Consider the following 21,364-nt stretch of genomic DNA (forward strand, 5'->3'; position numbering starts at 1 on the left):
CACCACCGCAGCAGGTTAAAAACGCGGCTCGATTGCACGAAAAGTCCGGGATATTCCCCCGGGCATACATTCGTACAATCCATACTTTGATATTTTTTTTGCCACACTTTCTAATTATCTCGCCGGCTAGCAGTTGGGGGGCAATCAAATCCCGCTGCTTGGAAATTTGTTCGCGGTGCAAGCGCTGCGAGCATGCGGTATGTCGCGCGCCATCGTGCGCCGCGGTGGAATTCCCTGTTATCAACGTCAAAGAGGAATACGGAATGACTCTTTCCGCACCCACCGGCTTTACCTCAAGCGATCTCGTCTTCGAGGAAAACTTCTCCGGGACGACGCTCGACAACTACTGGCACAACTACATCACGAGCAATGCCGCCAACGGCTGGCCATGGAACAGCAATGGATCAGGCGGAAGTGGAATGGGCAACCAGTTTGACGCCGAATATTTCATGCCGAGCCAGGTGTCGGTGAGCAACGGGGTATTGGATCTCACGGCGAACAAACAGGCAGTCAACGGCGTGAGCGGCGGGTCGCCATATACATTCCCCGTTACGTCGGGCGCCGTGAGCAGCTATGGCAATTTCGAATTCAACGGCGGCTATCTTCAGATCAGCATGAAAGCGCCAAGCGGCGACGGCTCGTGGCCGGGGCTCTGGCTGCTGCCCGGCAAAGGCTCGAGCAGCGGCGACAACTTCGAAATCGACATGCAGGAAGGTGGATATACCGGTTCGGAGCCGGCTAACCAGGCGTTCTCCTGGCATCTTCACACGCCTTCGGGGGCGGTCGGCGGGGTCATCGACACCGGCATCGACCTGACAGCCGGATTCCACACCTACGGCATCAACTGGGTGCCAGGCCAGTCGATGACCTGGTACCTGGACGGCAAGCAGATGGCGCAGGTGACCAGCGCGCAGGCACCGATCCCGAACGAGCCGATGGAATTGCTCCTGAGCAATTCGGTCGCGAATTCCAACGCGGCCGGATGGCATACGACTCTCGACAGCTCGACTCCCTCCTCAATGACGATGCAGATCGACGATGTCCAGCTCTATCAAAAGGCAGGCAGCGGCGAGACTGTCCTGGGCACTAACGTGACCTCGTCCTCCGGGACGTCATCGAGCGGCACCTCGTCGAGCGGAACGTCCTCGACTGGCTCTAGCTCGGTTGCCGCTCCCGTGATCGCTTCCTTCTCGTCCGACACCGGCGTGGTTGGCGATGGCATCACGAAGGACAACACCCCCGACCTCAAAGGCACCGCGGCCGCAAACAGCACGATCAAGATCTACGACGGCTCGACCCAGATCGGTACGACGACTGCCGATGCTGCAGGCGGTTGGGACTACATCACACAAGTCCTGAGTGACGCGAAGCACACGCTGACGGCGACCGCGACCAACTCGTCCGGCCAGACCAGCGTGGCGTCGGCTGCACTGGCGGTCACTGTCGATACCAAGGCGCCGGCGACGCCGACGATCGCCAGCGATACTGTTGGCAGCAACAATCAGGTGGTGGCATCCGGGCAAGCCGAGGCGAACAGCACGATAAGGGTATATGACGGCACGACGCAGGTCGGTACCGCAACGACCAACACAAGCGGGGCGTGGGCGGTGACAACCGCCGCTCTGGCGGCAGGTACGCACGTTCTCACGGCGACCGCGACTGACGTCGCAGGCAACGTAAGCGCCCCGTCAGCGGCTTTCGATTCCGTCATCTCATCTTCGGGCTCGTCCGGCACGGGTACGTCCGGCACGGGCACATCCGGTACAGGGACCTCGGGTACGGGCTCATCCGCCCCGACGCCACCCGCCGCGCCGAAGATCGCCTCGTTCTCCAGCGATACCGGCACCGCCGGTGATCACATCACGAGCGACAAAACGGTGACCCTGGCGGGGACTGCAGCTGCCAACAGCACAGTCAAAGTGCTCGACGGCACGACCCAGCTCGGCGGCGTCACGGCGGATGCGAGCGGAGCGTGGCACTACACGACGGCCGCGCTGCCGGACGGCAAGCACAGCTTCACCGCGAGCGACACGGTCTCTGGTGTCACCAGCAAGGCATCGACTGCGCTGGATGTCACGGTAGATAGCGCTGCCCCCGATGCTCCGGTTCTGTTGAGCGATCCGACCACACATAACCGCGCAACCGTATCCGGTACGGCGGAAGCGGGGAGCTTGATCAAGCTCTATGAGGGCACGACCCTGCTTGGCACCGCGACCGTCGCAAGTGACGGCGACTGGAGCGTGACGACCCCGAATCTCAAGCATGGGTCACACACCTTCACCGCGACGGCTACCGACGCAGCCGGTAACACCAGCGCCTTGTCGCAGCCGATCGACCCGCCGATTGGCTCGCACACCGGTAGCGACACCTCAACCGTGGAAGTCACCAATGTGCGTCAGCATTGGGATCACACGGCAACGATCAAGGGCACTGCCGATCCCAACAGCCCGATCAAACTGCTTGACGGCACGATCTCGGTCGGTTCTGCCACGACGGATGCAGACGGCAAGTGGAGCTTCCACACCTCCGACCTGTCGGACAAGACCCACGCCTTTACCGCGGAGCAGGTCGACACCACCGGCCATGTGGTCGGAACCGGTTCGGGCGAGGCGATCATCGGCTCGGGCCGCAACGACACGCTGACCGGCACCACAGGCAATGACATCCTGGTCGGCAAGAGGGGAGCGGATACGTTCGAGTTTGCGTCGAACTTCGGCCATGACGTCATCAAGGACTTCGCTGCCGCAGGACCTGCTCACGACGCGGTTCAGTTCAGCAAAGGCGTGTTCGATACTTTTGCGAGCGTTCTTTCCCACGCCGCCCAGTCCGGCCACGACGTCGTCATCGCGACCGGGAGCGACACGCTGACGCTGAAGAACACCAAGCTCGATGCGTTGAACAGCCACGACTTCCACTTCGCGTAACGCATAGATCAACACGGAGTAAAGCCAAGTTCGCCTCGGAGAATTTTCCCGCAAAAGATTCAGGCGTGAGTAATCACCGGCTTGCAAGGCGGGGGCGTCCCCCGCCGTATCGGTCCAGCCATGTTGGTTAGCAGCCGGCTGGAGTTGTCGTACAGCAGGGGGCTGAGCACGCAACAGCTACCATTTCTCTTATGCATCGATTGATCAGTCGAAGCTGCCTTGCTCGATGGCGAACAGCGCACGATCAAGCCCCACGTCTCGTTGAGAACGTCACAGCCGGTCTACAGGATCGCATCGATAGGGATCAGCGAGTAGCATCCGGACTAACTGTCTTCCTTGTCCATTCGGCGGACGAATTCGAGCGTGCGTTCGCCTCAATCCCGCCGCCTGGATGCTGGCAACAGCGAAGGCCTCGTCATTGTCTCTGATACGCCGTATCAATTGGCATGCCCTCCAGATTTTTGGTAACGCGTATTACCCGATGCCTTGTGATTGAGTCTCCTTCGGTCGTCAGCTCCCTTTGGTAAACCAGTTAAAGAGAGCGGCCCCCATGGGATCCCTGAGTGCAATTTTAATGCTCGGATTTCGCTCTTAAGGGCTCGCGCGATTCCACCCAAGGTGCCGCCGCTCCCAACGGCGCAAGGAAGGCCTTCGATCCTTCCAGCCGTCTGCTCCCAAATCTCCGGACCAATAGTGCGATAGCAGCCATCCCGGTTGGCAATGTTGTCGAACTGGTTAGCCCAGAAAGCGCCGAGCTCCTGGGCGAGCTGACCAGAATAGCGAGCGTAATGACCAGGATTGGAATACGGTACGGCGGGCACCAAGCGTAGGTTGGCACCGCATAACCGCAACATATCTTTTTTCTCCTGACTTTGCGTTTCAGGCATCACAATTACGCTTCGATAACCGCGGGCATTCGCCACCAACGCTATGCCAATCCTACATTTGCCGGCTGTTCCCTCGACGATGATACCGCCTGGCCTAAGCTTGCCGTACCGCTCAGCATCATTGATTATGGCTAGGGCCGCGCGATCCTTAATCGAGCCACCAGGATTAAGAAATTCGGCCTTGCCGTAGATCTCGCAACCTGTGGCCTCTGACGGCACCGCAGTCTGGATCAACGGCGTACTGCCGATGGCGTCCAAGAAACTTGTCCGGATACCGTTCATCGCCTGCCTCACCTTCACTACTGCGCAACTCTAGGCTGCCCGGCGGACAATTCGATTCTCTACTTCAGGCGCTTTGTGCTATGTTTTGAGCTTCCAACCTGCCTAATGGGCAATTGGGTTCTGAAGCAGCTGTACCTATCGGGCTTTTGCTCACGAGAACTTTGCTGCAGCTCCGAGCGGAGTTCGTTATCCGCGGGATATGGGCAAGGGCTTATGAGTACACGCCCTAGTTTGCTGCATGAACTGGTCGGAACCTGGCGCGCACGCTCGGCTCCGCATCGCGGCTGAGTATGACAAACTTGCCGACAGGGCCGCAGAATGGAAGCGCTCTAGCCCGGTGAACCTTCCAGGAACAAGCACAGCAGTGCGCGGAAGTAGAGAGAAATCCGCCACTATCGGCAAATCGCCGGGCGCATACAGACCGTGACGCTCGAGGCACTTCATAGCTCCCTCCCGGTGGCTGGGTGGCGCGGGTTGACGTTGCTATCAGCCGCCCATCGGTCCGTCCGGCGCGGCGAGCCGGAGCCGCGCGCCACGTCTTGCGCCGGAGCCGCTCGGCCAGCTGATCGCAGCGGGACTTGCTCACTCTGAAGATGAGCAAGGCTCGTTCAAACTCGCGCTGAGGCTGCTGAGCGACTCGGGTTGGCGAAGCCACGGCGCGAAAGACTGCGATGCAGGGATCGTCGCGGGATGCTGCTGAGGTGCGGCGAGGCTCGGCTGATCGCGCTCTCTATGTGGGACGCACGAGCCGATGCTTGCTTAGCAGCGCGTGGCCTGGAGCTCTCGTGCCTTTGTGTCCCGGTCCCGTCGTCGCTCGATGTTCTCCGCTCAGTCGGTGCTGGATCGAGCGTCTTTCCTGTTCGCCTCAACTGTCCACCAGAAATCACCCTGCACTGCCTTCGTTCGGGCAACGGCGGGCTAATATGGTTCGTCGCGCAGATGGACCCGAAATAGAAAACGAGACAGAATTACCGCGCCAATAAAAAAAATCCCGACGCCAAGCGCCACGTCTGCGATCGTCAATGAAAGTGCGCCGCGGCATGCCAGCATCGGAAATAAGGATTCGGGAATCTGATCGAGCCCGAGTGCCTGGCTTCTAGGCGGAGAGTTTAGGCGGCGCTTCGCGAAACTGGAGAACAAATCGCCCGCCATAGCCGCAACCGCTACGATTGCACCAATCGTCAGATCCCGCCCGATAAGTGGGGCGCTTGCTGTCGTGAGGAGGAATGAAATCAAGATACCGCGGATGGTCTTCGATGGTCCAAACAACGGCCGCCCATCAAAAAATATGGTGCCGGCATCCAGCGGAAAGGAAAAATGTGAGCCAAAAATCTTCTTCGCAACGATCGGTGTGCCGTTCGCCAACGTCACTAAAACCAGCAATTGACAAATAGGCACAAGTTGCATTTCTTCAGCTTAGCTTATTGTTGCATCCGCCCGGGTCGGGCTGTTCTGGTCTCATGGGAATACGGTATATCTACCTGAAGGCCGATCAAGGGGGCTAGCTGGTGGACGAAGACATTCTGCGCAAGCTCGAGATCCGTCTCGGGCCGCTCCACGCGCGGCAGCGATTGGGGATTGAGCGAGATCATGAAGCTCAGGTCTTTGGCCAGGGCCTCACGTTCTTCCATCTTGAAAACTCATCCTGGGCCGAGTGGATCATTCGAAATGTTCTGCGGGCAACGGGGCTTTATTGGCGTGCATGCCAGAATGCAGAACGGATTCTTGTCAGGCGGAATGACTTGAGGTTCGAGAAATTACCGTCGCTCTTTGAGGGCTTCACCATTCTCCACATTAGCGACCTCCACGTGGATATGAATGAAGTTGCCATGAACAGAGTCATCGAGCTGGTTGGCAGCATGCAGTACGATGTCTGTGTCCTGACTGGCGATTATCGGGGTCGGACTTTTGGGCCCTTCCAGCCCGCGCTGGATGGGGTCGCGCGATTGGGAAGTCATCTGAAACAGCCAATCTACGCCGTGCTCGGCAACCACGATACGATTCAGATGGTTCCTGGGCTCGAAGCCATGGGCATTCGCGTGCTGCTCAACGAATGCGAAACAATCGTCCGGAAGCACCAACGGATCTATCTCGCGGGAATCGACGATGCACACTTCTACAGAGTGGATAACATTGAAAAAGCCGCTCTCTCGATACCCCGCGGTCAATTCTCGATCTTGTTGTCTCACACGCCGGAGGTTTATCGCCAGGCTGCCCATGCAAATTTTGATCTCATGCTGAGTGGACACACTCACGGCGGTCAGATTTGTCTTCCCGGATCCATTCCAATCAAGCTCGAGGCGGTGCTGCCAAGACGGATGGGGGCGGGGCCTTGGCAGTACGGCGATATGACCGGCTATACTTCCGTTGGTGCAGGCTCGAGCGTCGTTCCCGTGCGCCTCAATTGCCCGCCGGAGATAACCTTGCATCGTTTACGTCGCACCTGACGCTCACGAAGCGATCCACAGGTCATAGGTCGGCGTCCACTACCAGTAACTGAGTGCCATGAGCGGGGGGCGCTGTCATTCAACTGCGCAATTTGTGCAGTGCATGAGTTTCTTTCCTGGCAAGTGCACATCGGCCACTGGCCGACTTCTTCCATAACAACTCATATCCGCCGGCCTACTTCACGGCTTCCGGCATAGCCATCCTGGCGGCCCTTCCTGAGGCAGAGCAACAGGACCTCTTGAAGCGTACGCGGCTCGAGCCACTCACGCCTTACACGATTACATCCCGGTAAGCTCATGGAGCAGGTGCACCTCGCCGCCAAGCGCGCCTATTCGATCCAGATCAACCAAAGCGTCATGGGCGATATTTCCGTCGCGGCGGCGATCATCGACGAGCACGGGCGGGCGATCGCCGCGGTCAACATCTCCGTGCCCACGACGCGGTGGACCACTGAGCGTGTCGAGGCCGAGCTCGTTCAGCAGTGTTCACAGTCGATCTCGAAGTCCAAGTTCAAACGCTACGCCGCCTGAAACGCCGATGCCGATGCTCCTCAATGCCAGCGACTATCGCCGCCGCGCGCGACGGTTCCTCCCGCGCGGGTTGTTCGATTATATTGATCGCGGCTCGGAGGACGAAACGGCATTGACCCGCCTGCGTGCCTCGCTTGACGCCATTACCTTGGTGCCCGCGGTGCTGACAGGGCAAGACAGGCGCGATCTCGACACGGTGTCGTTCGGCCGAAGGATCGCCGCGCCCCTCGTTGTCGCGCCAACGGCACTCGCCTGTGCTGGTGGAGGTTCGGCTGCCGGAAGGTACCAGCACGAGACGACGACCGCCACAGTCGAGAAGCTCGAGCGCTGGTTGCACGATCAGCCCGAGGCCAAGATCGTCACGAGCTATGTCGGTCAGGGCGCGCCCCGCTTCGCCTTCGCGATGGCGCCGGAACTGCCTGATCCGGCCTTCGCCAAGGTCGTCGTGCTGACGCCGCATACGGAGGCGCGCGAAGATCTGAAGCACCGGCTTGGACAGGCGGTGTCACAGGGGCTCGCACCTGAGGCCAATGTACGCGTCACGCAGCTCGTGTTCGGACCCTATACCCCGTTCCCGGTCGAGTTTCGGGTCATGGGGCCTGATCCGGCGCAATTGTACGCCATCTCCGAAAAAGCGCTCGGTATCATGCGTGGCGTTCCCGATGTGCGCCAGGCGAACCGCGACTGGGGTGATCGCAAGCCCGTGCTCCGCTTCATCCCGGATCAGGATCGACTGAACCTCATCGGCCTTTCGCCAGCGGAGGTCGGCCGGCAACTGCAGTTTCTCCTCACCGGCACCATCGAGACGCATTCGTAGAACTCGGTCTTGCCAGATTGATACGAGTTCTGCATCTCGCAACCGAGGGCAGGGCGATTGCGCTCAAAAGAGTGCCAAGGCTCCTGTTCGATCTGTCGAGTTTCAGAAGAAAGGTGCTCTGCGCGTTAGGTAGAGACGGTCGAGGTCGGCCCCTCGGGAAATAGGCGCGATTTCTCCAGCGCACCGTTTCAAGTGATAGATGGATGTGTGGTAAGGGCCTGGTATCGGCCTGCTAAGTCACGCACGCATTCCTTGCGGTGCTGTCGAAATCTAACGACGCGGCAAATGCCGGAAAAGGCGCTCAAAGCCATCAACTTCGCAGAAAATGCTTTTGATGTGTACGATAGTTCTGCTGCTGGACGTCGTTCGTTGGGTTGCTTCGATCGAATTTCGCATTTGGCGTTTGCGAGAGATTTCCTATCGCTCGTTTCCTCCCTCTACTCGGCCCGGCGGCGATCGCCCGGCCCTTTGTCTCCGCTACGTCTGATGCTTCTCGGAACGCGGCTGATCAGCGCCGTATGACCTTCTTCAAGATTTCGGTAAGCGTTCGACATTCATCTCGGGTCTCTCGCGCGACCGCGCGAGAGGCTGGACGGCTGCGTGTTTAGGTTTCGCACTACGGCCGTTTTGCTCTCCGTGGTCTACCTTGCGAACGGCTGTTTCAACGACAGGGCTGGCGGCCGCTTCGGAGCTCTCGTGCCCGCGCTGTTTTCGGTCGGGTCTCTTCTCGGTAGGCCGTGTGGGGCAGCCGTCCGGCTGCTGGCAAGGCTCGTGGTGCATCCGCAGCTCAATCCCTGGGCCGGCGATTTCTTTCCCGCCTCCTATTCCCCGCTCATCAAGCGCCTAAGCAAGCATGGCACCGCGAACCGCATCGTCGCCTCGATCCTCGGGCCGATGCTCGACGTGCCCGCCGGCCTCCGGCAGCTCCTGATCCGGCTGGTGCTGCTCAACGGCACCGCCTTCCAGGCGACGCTCGCGGACGACCGCGCCTTCGAAGCCTTCGTGCGGCAGAGCGTGTTGGGCGTTTGGCATCCGGTCGGACCGCATGGACGATCCCGCCGACCGCACGGCGGTGGTCAATCCTGACGGGCGAGTGATTGGCAGCGCGAACTTGTACGTGGCGGATGCGTCCATTATGCCGCGCCTGCCCGCGGCCAATACTAATATTCCCACGATCAGGATTGCGGAGAAAATCGGCGATTTCTTGCGAAAGTCGACCTGAGAAAATCGCGACGAGCGCGGGAGAACCAGAAGCAAGCGCTACCCCACTCGACCAATGCTGGAGGGAGACCGGGGACAAATGGAACGTCTAACTGGCCAGATCGTCCTGGTCTGCCGCTGCCCTGACTCAGCACCGCAAGGGGAATAGATACGGACCTGATGTTGGCTCCAGAAAGCGCGGCATGGGCCGGCTTGGGTGGGAGCTGGCGCAGCAGATCAGGGAAATCTCGCCTGGCTTTCCCGTGGTCTACATGACGAGCGCCGGCGCGCCCTGACTGAAATTGCAGGGCGTCGACGGCAGGGCCTTTGCCCCGCCCCAGTTGGCTGCCGCGGTGTCGCAGCTACTCGATACCGGAGCCTCATCGGCTTGAACCGCTCCGAGTTTCCGATCCTTCGACCCCTCGGTGGTGGCTGATCGTCGGCTCCAGTGTCTCGTCGGATGGCAAAACTTCCTCTTGTAAAAACCTCGCCAGCCATCCAATTAGCTTCTAGGCGCCATCCACAGGGATGGGCAATGGATAGTTTCGATGTATGACAATGTTCGCGACCTGCGTCCCAAAGCCCCAGACACCGAGAAAATCACGATCAACCTTGGCTACGTGGACCTCGGCCATGTCGATCTGATGGTGCAGGAAGGGTTCTATTCGAACCGCACTGATTTCATTCGCACGGCCATCCGCAATCAGCTCGAGCGGCATGCAGATGTTCTCAAGCAGTCGACGGCCAGACACAGCTTGGACCTCGGGCTACGCAACTTCACCCGCCAGGATCTCGAAGCGGCTCAGCGCGCCGGCGAGATGCTGCACATCAACGTTCTCGGCTTGGCAACCATCGCCCAGGACGTCACGCCCGACCTGGCACGCGCCACCATCGCGTCGGTCTCGGTGCTCGGAGCCCTCCATGCCACTCCCGCGGTCAAGGCCGCTCTTGCCGACAGAACGAGGTAAAGCAGATGCTGAATCGAAATACGATCCATGAGGCCACTCGTCTCACGCGTGCGGGCAAGTTGGTCGAGGCCACTGCGCTTCTGCAGCGCATGCTCCGGGGTGAAACTGCCGCAGAACCGTTTGATCGCGCGGGCCCTCCGGCGCCAGCGCGGCTGGAGCCGCCGACCATCGAGGTGAAGGCCGACCTGGTCGGGGAGAAGGAAAGGCGCCCAGCCACGCGGGCCGCTTCCGCGCAGCGGCGCGGACGGCCCGCGCCTTTGGACAACATGCAAGAGTTCGCTGGCCTCGGTCTGCGAGGCCCGATATTGCGCGCTCCTCCGTCCATGTCGGATGTCGCGCCCGACGGGACGCAATTCATTGCCGGCACATTCCGCAGCGCGGCCGGAGTTCGAGCCTACAAGCTGTTCATCCCGAGCCGCTCTCGAGGAGAGCCCCTTCCCCTCGTCGTCATGCTTCACGGCTGCACCCAGTCGGCTGGCGGAAGGCCATTTGAATACGGCTGGATACGGGGTTCGGGCTCGGCCGCCTTCGTCGTGGGCACGATCGTCGTTGGACAACTGATCGATCCTGCTGACCTCATGCCGGTTATCTGGATGAATGCCAGCCTACTGATCGCAGCGGCCAGCGCGACAGTGTTTATGCCCGCTGTTAACGCTCAAGCCGCTCCACCTGCGCCGGCGGCATCGTTGGCCTTCGGAGAGGTAGGTGCTCTTTTTGGCGATCCCGCGATTTCGGATCCTGATTTTGGTTTCCGCTTTGGTCTATGGAAGTCACTCGATGCACGACGCATTTGCCGTCATTCGGTGGAGCGACGCTGGAATAGGAACTTCCGTCATAAGCGTTCTGTGGTCGGAAGCGGTGGCGGCAGAAGTTTTGGTCTTCTTTTTCGTTGGTCCTGGGTTGATTGAACGGTTTGGCGTGCGTGGTGCGGCTATCTTAGCCGCCGCGGCCGGCATCATACGTTGGCTGATTGAAGGAGCGACGACTTCTATTGTGCTTCTCTCAATGATTCAGCCCTTACACGGGTTGACCTTTGCGCTGCTCCATCTCGCTTGCATGGGCATGATGAGGGCAGTTGTCTCCCTGACGGTAGCCGCCACCGCCCAAGCCCTTTATGCCTTTGGTTCAGGCCTCGTTACCGCTGCGTTGATATCGCTGTCCGGCATTCTTTATGCTCGATATGCAGGAGCTGCGTTCTTGCCGATGGCAGCTCTCTGTGCATTGGCCCTCCCGTTGGCTTGGTACGGCTTTGCCGACCAAAGGGCGCGATGCGGCCCCGTTTGATCCAACAGGTCCAACTGCCGGCGCACGGGCATCTTTATCGGCGCAGCGCGCGCGGCACGACGCTACGCTTGCGAATATCGCCAAGTGACGAAAAGGCGCCAATTGGCAGGAGGCGCTTGGGGCGACCAGTCCAATGCCGATCAAGCGCGAGACTTATATCGGGCGGGCGCGTCACTCCGAGTTGCACAGCGTCCAGAACGTACCTGTTACTCTCTTAGCTGGGCGGCTTTACCGCCGCGCGATGACATACCCGATGAGGAAAGCGACGGCCAGCGAAGCTAGAGGAGCTTCCCTGACCACGTCACGAACAATTTGGGACGACGCGCTGTACTGTTGGCCTTCCTCCAGAGATTCTCGAACGTTGCGTCCCATCTCCCGCACACTCTCTGATACTTGCTTTATTGTGGACATCGACGCCGCTTCGTACTCGTCGGCAGAACTGCGCGCGGCAGGCCGCGGCGCTCACCAAGAAGAGCGACGAATTCGCAAAGCGGCTTCCAACCTGGTCATCCACTTCCACCGCTCTTGCCCGTAAACGCCAAGCGTATTCGAGACCGAAACCAAGGCGATCCCTGCCTCGGCAACCTTCAAGCCGAGTAGGCGAAGCCCCACGTTGCCAATCTTTCTGTTTTGGCGCGGCCGCTATCGGTCACTTGAGCGCCGCTGGCGTGAACGTGTCGGTCCACAGCCTTGGAAAGGTGTGTCAAGCATCGTGCGACTTCAAAGCACTTGTCGGATCCTTCTTGCCTCATCCAAACGCCCACGCGATTTGCGAAGATCGCAATGTTCTCCACGTTGAGCCTGCAGCTCTGCGATTGTCTCTGTCGCATCATGATCTGCACTCAAGGCCGATTTGGTGCGAGTGTCTGTATCATCCTTTGCGCTTGCCGAGCGCGTGAGAAGAGTTGGCGTTGGATGGATAGTATAGACGGTTGCAATCATTTACACCCTTCTTTTGGATGGCTTCAGCGATTCCTGGCGTTGAGCTCACGCGCTGAGCTTCGACGCGCGCCATGTCAGCGCGTTTCACGCAGTCGACATATGGCTTATTTCCTAACCAGTCCCACTGGCCGGCCGAGGCTGGAGAGATTTGTGCAGAGCCAACAAAGGCGCCTAGGCTGAGCGCGGCGGCTAGAGCTAAAGCGAGGCGAGAAGATTTCATTGTCGTGATCCCTGGTTTTTGCGGCTGCTCGATTGCAGCGCGGGGGACCATCCCATTTTTCGATTCAGCAACTCTATAATGTTCGTCACACTTCGCGACGCTGACCATGAGGCGTCATCTCGGCGCGCGTATGCTCACATTGCAGATGAAGGAGATCAAGAGCCGCTGCCCTCGGCTGTATTCAATGAATTGGCGCCATCATTCGACGGTTCGATTGGAACGCCGAGCGACATAGCAATGTTCTTTCCGCTTTCGTCTCTGTTTAAGTCTCTGACGGTCCCACCCGATTTGGCTGCGGCTGCGGGCGAGGCCCGGGATAGAGGTTCAGTTGTCCGCGTAATAGACCGAGTAGAACGTCGCCTATTGATGCTGTGGACGGCTCCTCCCGACGCGACGACGTTTTAGGGTCAATCCTCTTCGTCCTTCCCGACTCCACGCCGCGAAGCCTGAACGTGAAATCGACTTTGTGGGGATCGCTACGGGGATTTTGCTGCCCGCTTTGATATGGCCCTTGCGCCGCTCGTCTCTCGACACGAAGCCAATGCAGATGGCCCTGAAGTGAACAACGCTAAAACCGTTGCCACGTCGGCTCTCCGTGGCACACGATTTACGCCATTATTCCCTATCGGGCGAGAATCGGACATCGCAAACGTCGGCAGGCGATTTTAATGCGCTAGGAATATGAAAGCGGCAATCAGTGCTACCATGCCCGCGAAGATCAGCAATGCCGGCACCGATTTTCGAGTCATTGGCCCCGTCGAATGGCGTGCAGCCGATTGACCGGGTTGAACTCTGAGCCGTCTCTGTGACCGCACGATTTTGCTCTGTGTCGTTGGCGTCCGAACCTTTGGTTCCGGAGCTGCGCCTACACCTCCCATCTCGCTGTAATAAGCGCTGTATACTTCGCGAACGGCCAGGGCCGTGGACTCGACCTCGCTCATGATCTCGAGCCGGGCTCGATAATTGGTCAGAAAGCTTTGGGCGTTGGACGGCAGGTCATCGAAACCACCGAGCTTGGCCATCATGAGCCAAGTGGCGAAATCCGCCTCAGCCTTCGTGCGAGCTTTCTTGGCGATATTGGTGTTGGAGCTAGAGGACATGGTGGTCCGCTTGGTTTGAACACGGCCGCGAAGCTGGTTCATCGACAGCATCCGCGCCGCGCGAACGGCAATTGGCAATCCAATCACAATAATGACGGCGCGGGAGAGTTCAAACGCGAACCCGACCAACTAGTCGGCTTCTGGCCGCGGTTGAAGCCGGCTGAGCAGGCTAGCCAGGGGAGGGCGCCTCTGCTGACACCACAATGGCAGTAGCCAACATTGAATCGTGGTCCAATTCGACTCCAATTGTCACGCTCTCAATGTATGCTCCGCGACGCACTTACGACAGTGAGCGCGATAACAGCATCTGCAGACTCATCTTGCAATGTCTGCGGATATCCGCTCCTCTACACTCCCCAGTGCAAGTAGTTAGAGCTGCATAGATTTCAGCTGAGTGTCTGAGCGTCGGCATGAATTACTACGGCCACTTGCTACAAGTTAGTGGCTTCCCCAACGCTGGCTCGAGCTGAGCTTGGCCGCGAAGGCGCCAGTGCGCGAAGGACGACTTCGCGACTGCATTTTGCATCGGCGCAGCCGCCGACAAGCGCAATGAGTTACTTTGGCGGCTTCATGGTCGCTGATCGCTTCGCTGCTGGCCTGCGCGAGGTGATCGCCTCTACCTTCTTCAGCGTCTGTGCAAACTTAGATCGGAGATACTGTTCATGCTCCGGGTCTTTAGGCTCATAGAGGAATGCAACCTTCACGAGGAAGCGGTTCAGTAGCGATGCTATCGCAAGGTTGTCCGAGTGTTGCGAGCGCAGGGCCGTGAGTTGCCGACGCATCTCAATGAGATCGATGGTTTCGCGGTCTGACTGCCCTTTTCAAATGAAACTCGCGCGAGAGGCCTACAGCCCAGCGGAAGCCACCGCGACGAGTATGGTGGCGCGACGGCTTCGACACTTGGGGACCCGGACCAAGGGCAATGTCCGGCGATAAAAAGCTAGCGCTCCGCAGCTTCGCTGCAATCAAAGTCTGCAGTTAAGCTTGATGCTGCGGTGGCGGGTTAATTCTGGAACCTGAAGGGAAGAGCGGTCAACGTGATTCGAGTGCATCATTAGCTCACGACGTACGGACCTGTGCTCGCTCTCGCTCGACTTCCTCGGCGTCCCTGTCATCGATATTCATAAGTGAGTTTTTGGCATCGTCATGAACCTTCAAGAGTCCGTCGAGCTTCGCATGAATGGCCTGTGTGTCGCGGTGCTCGGCGCGCTGGATCACGAGGGTCATTCCCCAGGTCGCAAGCGTGGCAAGCGAGTGCCAGTCCCGTCCATTGCCGAAGATGATCCAAAGTGCGGCATAAAGGAGAAACACGGCGAACGCGCCTGGCGGCGCGGCAAGCACGCCGATATTGGTCAACCAGGCTCGGACGTCGCTCGGGGCCATGGCGATCAACGTACCGCTGCTCTTGTAGGTTCGAGAGAGGAGGCGCGCGCGCTCGTTCTCCCGGATGACCAGCATCCGGTAGCCGTCGTGCTTCACCTCACGAATTCAGTCCAGTCCTGACGAAACCTGCTTACCGCTGGCCGCCAGGCAGAGCTCATACGCCATGCGCATGCAGGGAAAATAGGTGTTGAGGTAGGCGATTGCGAATCGAGTTCGTGGTTCCAATGTTCAGAAGCGAGCAGAACGAATCCGTCGAGCTCGATTCGCTTGTCGATCCGCCTACTGCCAAGCACCTCCAGCGGCCTCGGCATCGCCCCCTCAGCGCATATAGTGCTGAGGCCGCATTTCTTTCGCGGCGGCAGGCACACGCGACCTTCCTGATACCGTGCACAGAAGGAACCTGTGTTCCTTGAATGGCGGCAGCACTCCATACATTAGCCGTAGATCGGCCACAGCGGGCGGGTTCGCTACAAAGCAGGACCCGTCCCGACTGTGGACAGGGACGCCTGGCGACGAGCATCATCTGGTAGAGTGATCCAATGGCTGATCAACGCACGCCCGTGCGCCGCGCCGCGGCCGGTATCGGTTCAGAACCCGCTGAGAAGAACAATGTTGGGGAGGCACTCGATCATGTGTTGCACGAGGTCCAGGCCGCGCGGCGTGACCTCAGTATGACTCGCTTCTGCCTCCAACAGGCAGAAGCCGTTCGCAGAATAGATCGAGCCGCAACCACACTCGCTGATCTGATGCAATCCGGAAACCGCATAAACAAGGACCCCCGGGCCTACCAGCCGTTTCAAAGGGAAGAGGCGTAGTAAGGCCGCCTCATCGTTGCTTCTTGCCTGCTCGCTTTTTCGATTTCAGGACGTCGGCCTGGCTTTGGAACGCGCGTGCTAGTGCCTGCAGTTCCTCGGACACCCCGGCATCTGCAGCCGACTTTGCTGCGCGCGCAGCCTTTTCAGCTTGCTTGCGAAACTGTTTGATTTCCTTCGTCATGGATCAGTCTCCTTGTGGTTCCCGATCAGGCCGCCAGAAGATTATATCATGTCGCCGCCGCGGAGCCGAACATAGGTCCCGCTCTCGTGCAGCTGCAGCCAGCCGCGCTCAATAGCGAGCTTTAGGCCGGCACCGACCTCCTCGCCGCTGGCTTTGAGCGTGTAGAGGAAGGTGCGTTGATTTTTTCAGTATGGATGCGGCCGTCCTGGACGGGCACGACACTGGCGGCGAGCTGGACGAGCTTTCGGGCGGCGACTTCCGGTTTGGCGTGGGGACGTTCAGCGGCAAATTAGCGCTCCTGGGGGATGGACCCACTTACAAGGCGTGATCTGCCTTGTCTCGGTTAGCTTGACCATGCGGGGAGGTGGCGCGTACCGGGCGGTGCGACATGGTCGGCATCTGAGGGAAGCTTCCAGCTTCCAGAGCGGCGTATCTTTCGGCCGGTGGATGGCCTCTAGCGGGAGACTGGCGCGGGTCTTACAGCGGGCGCACTCTACCTCTAGCCAGCCAAGTCCGCCATATATTGAATAGGAATTTGCCCGAATATGAGACCGGTACAAGCAACAGGTCCGGGCGGCGTCTCTGTTGTCGGTTCATCGGGCAAACCGGAAGCAACCTGCCGAGTCGCCGAACGACGCTCGTGGACTCCATTGCGTTAATTTACGCGGCGCGTTCCTTGTTCGACTGTTCCTGTACGGCGGTCGCGGTTTCTTCGAACCCCTTTTCGTAATTGCCCGCCAACCTCTCAAGACTGTCGGCCCACATCCTCAACATTGAGACTTGAAAGTGCATAATTGGCTTCAAGGCATTCATACCGATTGCAGTCGCTGCGCTGATGGGACCTTGTTGGTCGCGCGCGAAACGGTTTTCGTTAGCGGTCTCGTCTGCCATGCGTTTCTCTCCCTCGTTTTGATGTTCTCGCCGTAAGCTATGTGGCGGGTTGTGCCCTGCGTGACTCTAAGCATTCAGCCAAGACTTGATCTGCCGCGAGCCTCGCACAGCGGTCGTCGTGCAGTTCATCCAGTTTTTTTAAGTACGCGACGGCCGCTATTTGCAAGAGATCGAAATCATCTCGACCCGTATCACGAACATTGGCGACGTAGCGATAGAGGGCAGAACGCCTATTATCGTTCTCGCTGATGCCGCTGTGGAACAGCAAGTAATTCCGCCAAGCGAACGCACACGCGCCTTCTATGGTCTGAGAAGTCATGGCCACCTCCCAAAGCCCAGAGAAAGACTGACGACCCGTTTCGTTCCTGGAATCTCTCAGATGTAATATTGTTCCGTAGCTGCGCTGCAAGGTGTTTGCACCGTTGCGACGTCGATGGTGTAGTCGGCAACTGTCGATATCGCATTCGGTCAATGCGATTGGGTCCGAACGGCCTTCGCACGCATTTCGAGTGGCGGGTTTGCTCGAATGATCGTTCGTGTGTTCGCCAGAAAAATGAGACTGCACTACGTGCGAGACTTCCGCTTCTGATGCTGTGGACGGCTCCTCCACGGGCACGAGAGTGCCAAGAATTGGGCGCCGTTTGAGGCTCCCACGATTCGGAGGAGCAGCCTGTGCAGTCAATTTCGACGATCGGTCTGGATATCTGGAAAGTCGGTCGTTCAAGTGCATGGCGTCGATGCAGCTGGCCAGGTGGTGATCCGGCGCCAACTCAGGGGCCGTTTCATGCTGTCGTTTTGAGAAGTTCCCGCCGTGCCTGGTGGGGATCGAGGCTTGCGCGTCATCCCAGTATTGGACCCGCGAACTGCAGGCGTTGGGGCATACGGTGCGGTTGATGCCTCCGGCGTACGTGACGCCCTACGTCAAGCGGCAGAAGAACGACACCAAGGACGCAGAGGCGATTTGCGAGGCGGTCACGAGACCCAACATGCGGTTCGTGCCGACCAAGACGGTCGAGCAACCCTATCCCGATAGGCAGCTCGAGCATGCTACTGCGGGCTCGTTGGCGATTGTGAAGTTAGCACGTCCGGTTCCGCCAGAAGCTGCTTTATTGCTGGTCAACCCGAAGCTACTCTCGAGTTAATTCGAGCGGCACCCACCGTACTCCGCCACGAGCTGGGTAATCGGTGCGTTCGCTTACTTCGGAAGGGCGACAGATGCGGGCAGTGATCATCGGCGCAGGAATGGGCGGGTTGATGACGGCGTTGGCGCTGCGCGAGTCCGGCGTCTTCGCCTCGGTCGATGTCTACGAGCAAACCAAGGTGCCGAGCACTGCAGGCGCCGGGTTGAACGTACCGCCCAACGGGGCGCGAATATGTCGTTGGCTGGGCGTTGACCTGGATGGCGGGGATCCCAGGGGCCCCGACGGGGTGATCGACGGTGGCCGGGCCGCAATTCTGGAGTCGACACGGCAGTTCAACGCCGACGGGACCGTGACGCAGAGGCCGTTCGATCATGTCACCGCCGCGGGTGATAGCGCCGGATTTCATCACATGCACAGGCTGGACCTGTTGATGTGCCTGTACAAGCGGGTGTTCGAGTTCGGTCCCGAAAGCGGGGCGCCGTGCCCGATCACCGTGCACATGGACTGTCGGCTGACGCAGTTGCATCAGACCGCGGGCGAGGTGACGGCGAGTTTTTCGAATGGTCGAAGCGCCGTGGGAGAGGTTCTCGTGGGCGCCGACGGGATCAACTCCGCCACCTTGCAGCTGGCGTGGCCGAACCCGCGTCCCAAGCGGTGGACGGAGGTGACCTGCTTCCGTGGACTTATTCCGCGGGCGGTGGTCGCCTCGCTCAGCAAGACTGACCGTAGCCCGCTGGACCACAACCCCATCCACTCCTTCAGCATGGACCGGCACCGGAGCGAGCGGAGCGGGGCGACAACGTATTGGGTGCGCCGGGGCGAGTTGTTGAACGTGTGGATCGCCCGCTATGAGCCGGACTCTGCCGCATTCGAGCAGGAGGAGGGCGACTGGTTTCCTGTCAGACACGAGGAGATCGTTCGCGAGGTGGCTGAAGCATTTACTGGGCACCCCAGCAGAGACGATCTGCTCGCTTTGGCGGGCGCGATCGTTCGACCTACGAAATGGGGCCTCTACGATCGTGACGCCCTCGAAACCTGGGTGCAAGATCGTATCTGTCTGCTCGGCGACGCGGCGCATCCGATGCTTCCGACGTTCGGCCAGGGCGCCGCGCAGTCCTTCGAGGACGCCGCCGCGCTCGCTTGCGCGTTCACCCTGCACGGCCGCGATGTGGCCACAGCACTGCTGCACTACGAACGCGTGCGGCATTATCGCGCGACCCGATTCCAGCTCGGCTCCAAGTTCGCCTTCGATCATTTGCGGGCCAAGGACACCGCTGAGCAGAAGGCTCTGCTCGAAAAGATCGACGAGCGGGTGAGCCCGGCGTTTGCCCACGACAAGCGGGGCGGTGAGGATGACTCCTGGATCTATGCGTACGATGCCCGCAACATCGGCGCCGAATTGCCTCCCAAGAGATTGGGGCCGTGGAACTTCCGCCGCGCCGCAAAGGCCAACTACCCCGCGATACCCGCGAGCTCTGGACACCGGCTGCTCCCGCCAGGGCTCCACGCCCGGTCACGCGCGAAGAAGTCGCCCTGCACAAAACGCGGGACGACTGCTGGGTCATCATCCGGGGAAAAGTCTACGATATCACGGAGTGGGCACCCCATCACCCCGGTGGCGCAGGAATCGCCCGCATGTATGCCGGCAAGGAAGCTACTGCCGAATTCGGTGACTATCACAGTCCTGAAGCTGTCGCCCACATGTCTCATTTCTGTATCGGCGACCTCGTCGACGCTCCAACACCTGCGTGACTGGCCATCACTAGCTCGCCGACCCAAATCGGACTTCAGGGTTGACCATAAGCCATGCGCCAGTGAGGACGGGGGTTGGGACGCGAGGGTCGCTTCAGTCAACATATTTGCTAAACTGTGCAGGGAAATGGAAACGGGTGGATCAGCACAACCCGCCGGCGATACCCTCCGTAGCAAGCGTCTGCGAGACAGCGAGCCATCTTGGCAAGAATGAGGGGGACTATGTGGTGCAGCTTGAATCTACCCTCACTTGCCCGGAGTGCGGCCATCAAGCGGTTGAGCCGATGCCAAAGAATGCCTGCCTATTTTATCAGGACTGCAAGGGCTGCGGAAAGCGCGGCGTTCGAGTGGCAGGGGGGCGCCTCGCTCAGATCGCAACCTGTACCGAATGTCGGTATCGGTGATTGCGCCTCCCCGCAACCAAGTAAACCTGTGATTTTGTGAGGTTTTAGAGAGCCGCCCTTTGGGGCGGCTTTCTTATTTTTGGGCCGTGTCGCCACCGTGTCGCCACGCGATAAGGACCGCATGCAAAGTCTTAAACGAACGATGCTGATGTCTGAAGGGCCATAGAGGCTGTCGCTAGTGTAGTGCTGCGCGCTGGTTGCAGCTCACCGAAGCTGCGGTGCGTGGTTGAAGTGCAGCGGCGGAGCCGACAACCGCGTCGACGCCGATTATGGGAGCAAGGCGGCTAGCGGCCTCAGCCGCTGGTGAGCATTCCGCGCAGGACAGATGTTGGGGGCCTCCTGGATTTTCCGACGTTGACTGCCTCCCGCAGAACTGGCTCGGATTGTATATCGGCCGCAACATATCCGCATAATGAATGGCACAGACGTTGCCTGATTCAGTGCCGTGGGCGTGACAATTGTCCGCATGACGGCCGCAAAACCGGCCAAGCCAAAAGAAACTCGACACTAGCTACGGAAGAACACGAACCAGACAGCGGCCATGGCGATCACCGCGACACTTACGCTAATGAGAAGCAGCAAGAGGATCGAGGGCCCGGGTTCGGCTTGACGCGCTTCCGTGGGTGTTTCGATAATGATGCCGTGCTTTTTCCGCACCATGATTGCACCTAAATTTTGGGTGCTAAGTCGGCGCGGTCAAATACCGGGACAATCTCAACATCCTCCGGCAAGGCACCTGATGGCGTGTCTTCCGCAGCATGGCGCAACGCTTCGGTACTCGCATCCAATCCATCGACGGTTTCGTTCGCGCCGCTACCGGCGTCGTGACGACGTGGCGGTACTTGATGGCCTCCATCGGCTCCTGTCTTCGCTATCTGTGTGGACATAAGAGATCCTTTTCGTTTTGGATACCAAGCTGTCCCAACGGGGATAGTTCCTAGCCTGCCTGAGCGTCGCGCACCGCAGTCGGCCGCTTCTCCTCGTTGAACGCGCGTCCGCCCTTGGATTCGGCGTATGTCAGGACAGAGCCACCAACACCGGCAAGTGCGCAAACCTGGCGGGCTTCTTCACCCCTGCGCTTTGCTTGAGTGTCTCTGACCTGCCACTGAGTATTTCCTCCAGAAGGAGTTAGAGTCCGCCCCGAAGAAGGACGGACGGATGAAGCGAGCAAGGTTCACGGAAGAGCAGATTATC

17 protein-coding genes and 6 pseudogenes are annotated in these 21,364 nt (G+C 59.4%); 12 read left to right on the forward strand and 11 right to left on the reverse strand.

Annotated features, from left to right (window positions below; translation table 11 throughout):
- Positions 1 to 98: 98 nt before the first annotated feature.
- Positions 99 to 2,924 carry an Ig-like domain-containing protein gene (locus tag IVA98_RS08780; RefSeq protein WP_247354662.1) on the forward strand — a complete coding sequence of 942 codons (2,826 nt, stop codon included), beginning with the start codon at positions 99 to 101 and terminating at the stop codon, positions 2,922 to 2,924.
- A 424-nt stretch (positions 2,925 to 3,348) separates the two neighbouring features.
- Here the strand turns inward: IVA98_RS08780 and IVA98_RS08785 are convergent.
- Both IVA98_RS08785 and IVA98_RS08790 read right to left on the reverse strand, forming a co-directional pair.
- Positions 3,349 to 4,093 (reverse strand): annotated as a pseudogene (locus IVA98_RS08785) (cysteine synthase family protein); the annotation flags it as partial.
- Between the two features lie 918 nt (positions 4,094 to 5,011).
- Complete coding sequence (locus tag IVA98_RS08790) at positions 5,012 to 5,500, reverse strand: cytidylyltransferase family protein (RefSeq protein ID WP_247301076.1); 489 nt, start codon at positions 5,498 to 5,500, stop codon at positions 5,012 to 5,014.
- A 101-nt stretch (positions 5,501 to 5,601) separates the two neighbouring features.
- Here IVA98_RS08790 and IVA98_RS08795 point away from each other — a divergent pair, with 101 nt between their 5' ends.
- The 8 genes and pseudogenes from IVA98_RS08795 (at position 5,602) to IVA98_RS08835 (ending at position 11,340) form a co-directional block, all read left to right on the forward strand.
- On the forward strand, positions 5,602 to 6,540 hold the full coding sequence (locus IVA98_RS08795; protein ID WP_247301075.1) for a metallophosphoesterase: 939 nt from the start codon (positions 5,602 to 5,604) through the stop codon (positions 6,538 to 6,540).
- 203 nt (positions 6,541 to 6,743) lie between these two features.
- Positions 6,744 to 7,071: pseudogene (locus IVA98_RS08800) on the forward strand (IclR family transcriptional regulator domain-containing protein).
- 13 nt (positions 7,072 to 7,084) lie between these two features.
- Positions 7,085 to 7,267: pseudogene (locus IVA98_RS08805) on the forward strand (alpha-hydroxy-acid oxidizing protein); the annotation flags it as partial.
- Between the two features lie 58 nt (positions 7,268 to 7,325).
- Positions 7,326 to 7,867: pseudogene (locus tag IVA98_RS08810) on the forward strand (efflux RND transporter permease subunit); the annotation flags it as partial.
- A gap of 621 nt (positions 7,868 to 8,488) precedes the next feature.
- A complete protein-coding gene (locus tag IVA98_RS08815) occupies positions 8,489 to 8,974 on the forward strand; it encodes a hypothetical protein (RefSeq protein ID WP_247301073.1) in 486 nt (161 codons plus the stop codon).
- Positions 8,934 to 9,110, forward strand: coding sequence for a GMC oxidoreductase (locus tag IVA98_RS08820; protein ID WP_247354663.1), 177 nt, complete (start codon positions 8,934 to 8,936; stop codon positions 9,108 to 9,110). The genes IVA98_RS08815 and IVA98_RS08820 overlap by 41 nt, the downstream gene beginning before the upstream one ends.
- A 526-nt stretch (positions 9,111 to 9,636) precedes the next feature.
- Positions 9,637 to 10,056, forward strand: coding sequence for a ribbon-helix-helix domain-containing protein (locus IVA98_RS08825; RefSeq protein WP_247354664.1), 420 nt, complete (start codon positions 9,637 to 9,639; stop codon positions 10,054 to 10,056).
- 705 nt (positions 10,057 to 10,761) lie between these two features.
- Positions 10,762 to 11,340 (forward strand): MFS transporter, encoded by a 579-nt coding sequence (locus tag IVA98_RS08835; protein WP_346657693.1) that lies wholly within the window; start codon positions 10,762 to 10,764, stop codon positions 11,338 to 11,340.
- An 871-nt stretch (positions 11,341 to 12,211) separates the two neighbouring features.
- Here the strand turns inward: IVA98_RS08835 and IVA98_RS08840 are convergent.
- The 7 genes and pseudogenes from IVA98_RS08840 to IVA98_RS08870 all read right to left on the reverse strand — a co-directional run bounded on the left by IVA98_RS08840 (position 12,212) and on the right by IVA98_RS08870 (position 17,191).
- Positions 12,212 to 12,610 carry a hypothetical protein gene (locus IVA98_RS08840; RefSeq protein ID WP_247354666.1) on the reverse strand — a complete coding sequence of 133 codons (399 nt, stop codon included), beginning with the start codon at positions 12,608 to 12,610 and terminating at the stop codon, positions 12,212 to 12,214.
- 557 nt (positions 12,611 to 13,167) lie between these two features.
- A complete protein-coding gene (locus IVA98_RS08845) occupies positions 13,168 to 13,602 on the reverse strand; it encodes a hypothetical protein (RefSeq protein ID WP_247300664.1) in 435 nt (144 codons plus the stop codon).
- Between the two features lie 1,059 nt (positions 13,603 to 14,661).
- A complete protein-coding gene (locus tag IVA98_RS36945) occupies positions 14,662 to 15,081 on the reverse strand; it encodes a low affinity iron permease family protein (RefSeq protein WP_247300614.1) in 420 nt (139 codons plus the stop codon).
- Positions 15,082 to 15,810: 729 nt separating this feature from the next.
- Positions 15,811 to 15,981: a hypothetical protein gene (locus IVA98_RS08855; protein WP_247300617.1), complete on the reverse strand. Its 171-nt coding sequence runs from the start codon at positions 15,979 to 15,981 to the stop codon at positions 15,811 to 15,813.
- Between the two features lie 278 nt (positions 15,982 to 16,259).
- A pseudogene (locus tag IVA98_RS08860) lies at positions 16,260 to 16,499 on the reverse strand (hypothetical protein); the annotation flags it as partial.
- Positions 16,500 to 16,641: 142 nt separating this feature from the next.
- Complete coding sequence (locus IVA98_RS08865) at positions 16,642 to 16,872, reverse strand: hypothetical protein (RefSeq protein WP_247300618.1); 231 nt, start codon at positions 16,870 to 16,872, stop codon at positions 16,642 to 16,644.
- 37 nt (positions 16,873 to 16,909) lie between these two features.
- Positions 16,910 to 17,191, reverse strand: coding sequence for a hypothetical protein (locus IVA98_RS08870; RefSeq protein ID WP_247300620.1), 282 nt, complete (start codon positions 17,189 to 17,191; stop codon positions 16,910 to 16,912).
- Positions 17,192 to 17,544: 353 nt separating this feature from the next.
- Here IVA98_RS08870 and IVA98_RS08875 point away from each other — a divergent pair.
- The 3 genes and pseudogenes from IVA98_RS08875 to IVA98_RS37180 all read left to right on the forward strand — a co-directional run.
- A pseudogene (locus IVA98_RS08875) lies at positions 17,545 to 17,891 on the forward strand (IS110 family transposase); the annotation flags it as partial.
- Between the two features lie 196 nt (positions 17,892 to 18,087).
- Positions 18,088 to 19,980, forward strand: coding sequence for an FAD-dependent oxidoreductase (locus IVA98_RS37520; RefSeq protein ID WP_524536357.1), 1,893 nt, complete (start codon positions 18,088 to 18,090; stop codon positions 19,978 to 19,980).
- A gap of 13 nt (positions 19,981 to 19,993) precedes the next feature.
- Positions 19,994 to 20,170: a GDCCVxC domain-containing (seleno)protein gene (locus tag IVA98_RS37180; RefSeq protein ID WP_346657695.1), complete on the forward strand. Its 177-nt coding sequence runs from the start codon at positions 19,994 to 19,996 to the stop codon at positions 20,168 to 20,170.
- A 507-nt stretch (positions 20,171 to 20,677) separates the two neighbouring features.
- On the opposite strand, the gene IVA98_RS08890 is transcribed toward IVA98_RS37180, so the two are convergent.
- Entirely contained in the window at positions 20,678 to 20,830 is a 153-nt protein-coding gene (locus tag IVA98_RS08890; RefSeq protein WP_247354667.1) for a hypothetical protein, read from the reverse strand.
- An 8-nt stretch (positions 20,831 to 20,838) separates the two neighbouring features.
- Positions 20,839 to 21,057, reverse strand: coding sequence for a hypothetical protein (locus IVA98_RS08895; RefSeq protein WP_247300624.1), 219 nt, complete (start codon positions 21,055 to 21,057; stop codon positions 20,839 to 20,841).
- Between the last annotated feature and the right edge of the window lie 307 nt (positions 21,058 to 21,364).

This window comes from Bradyrhizobium sp. 160, from assembly GCF_023073735.1.
Taxonomy (GTDB): Bacteria; Pseudomonadota; Alphaproteobacteria; order Rhizobiales; family Xanthobacteraceae; genus Bradyrhizobium.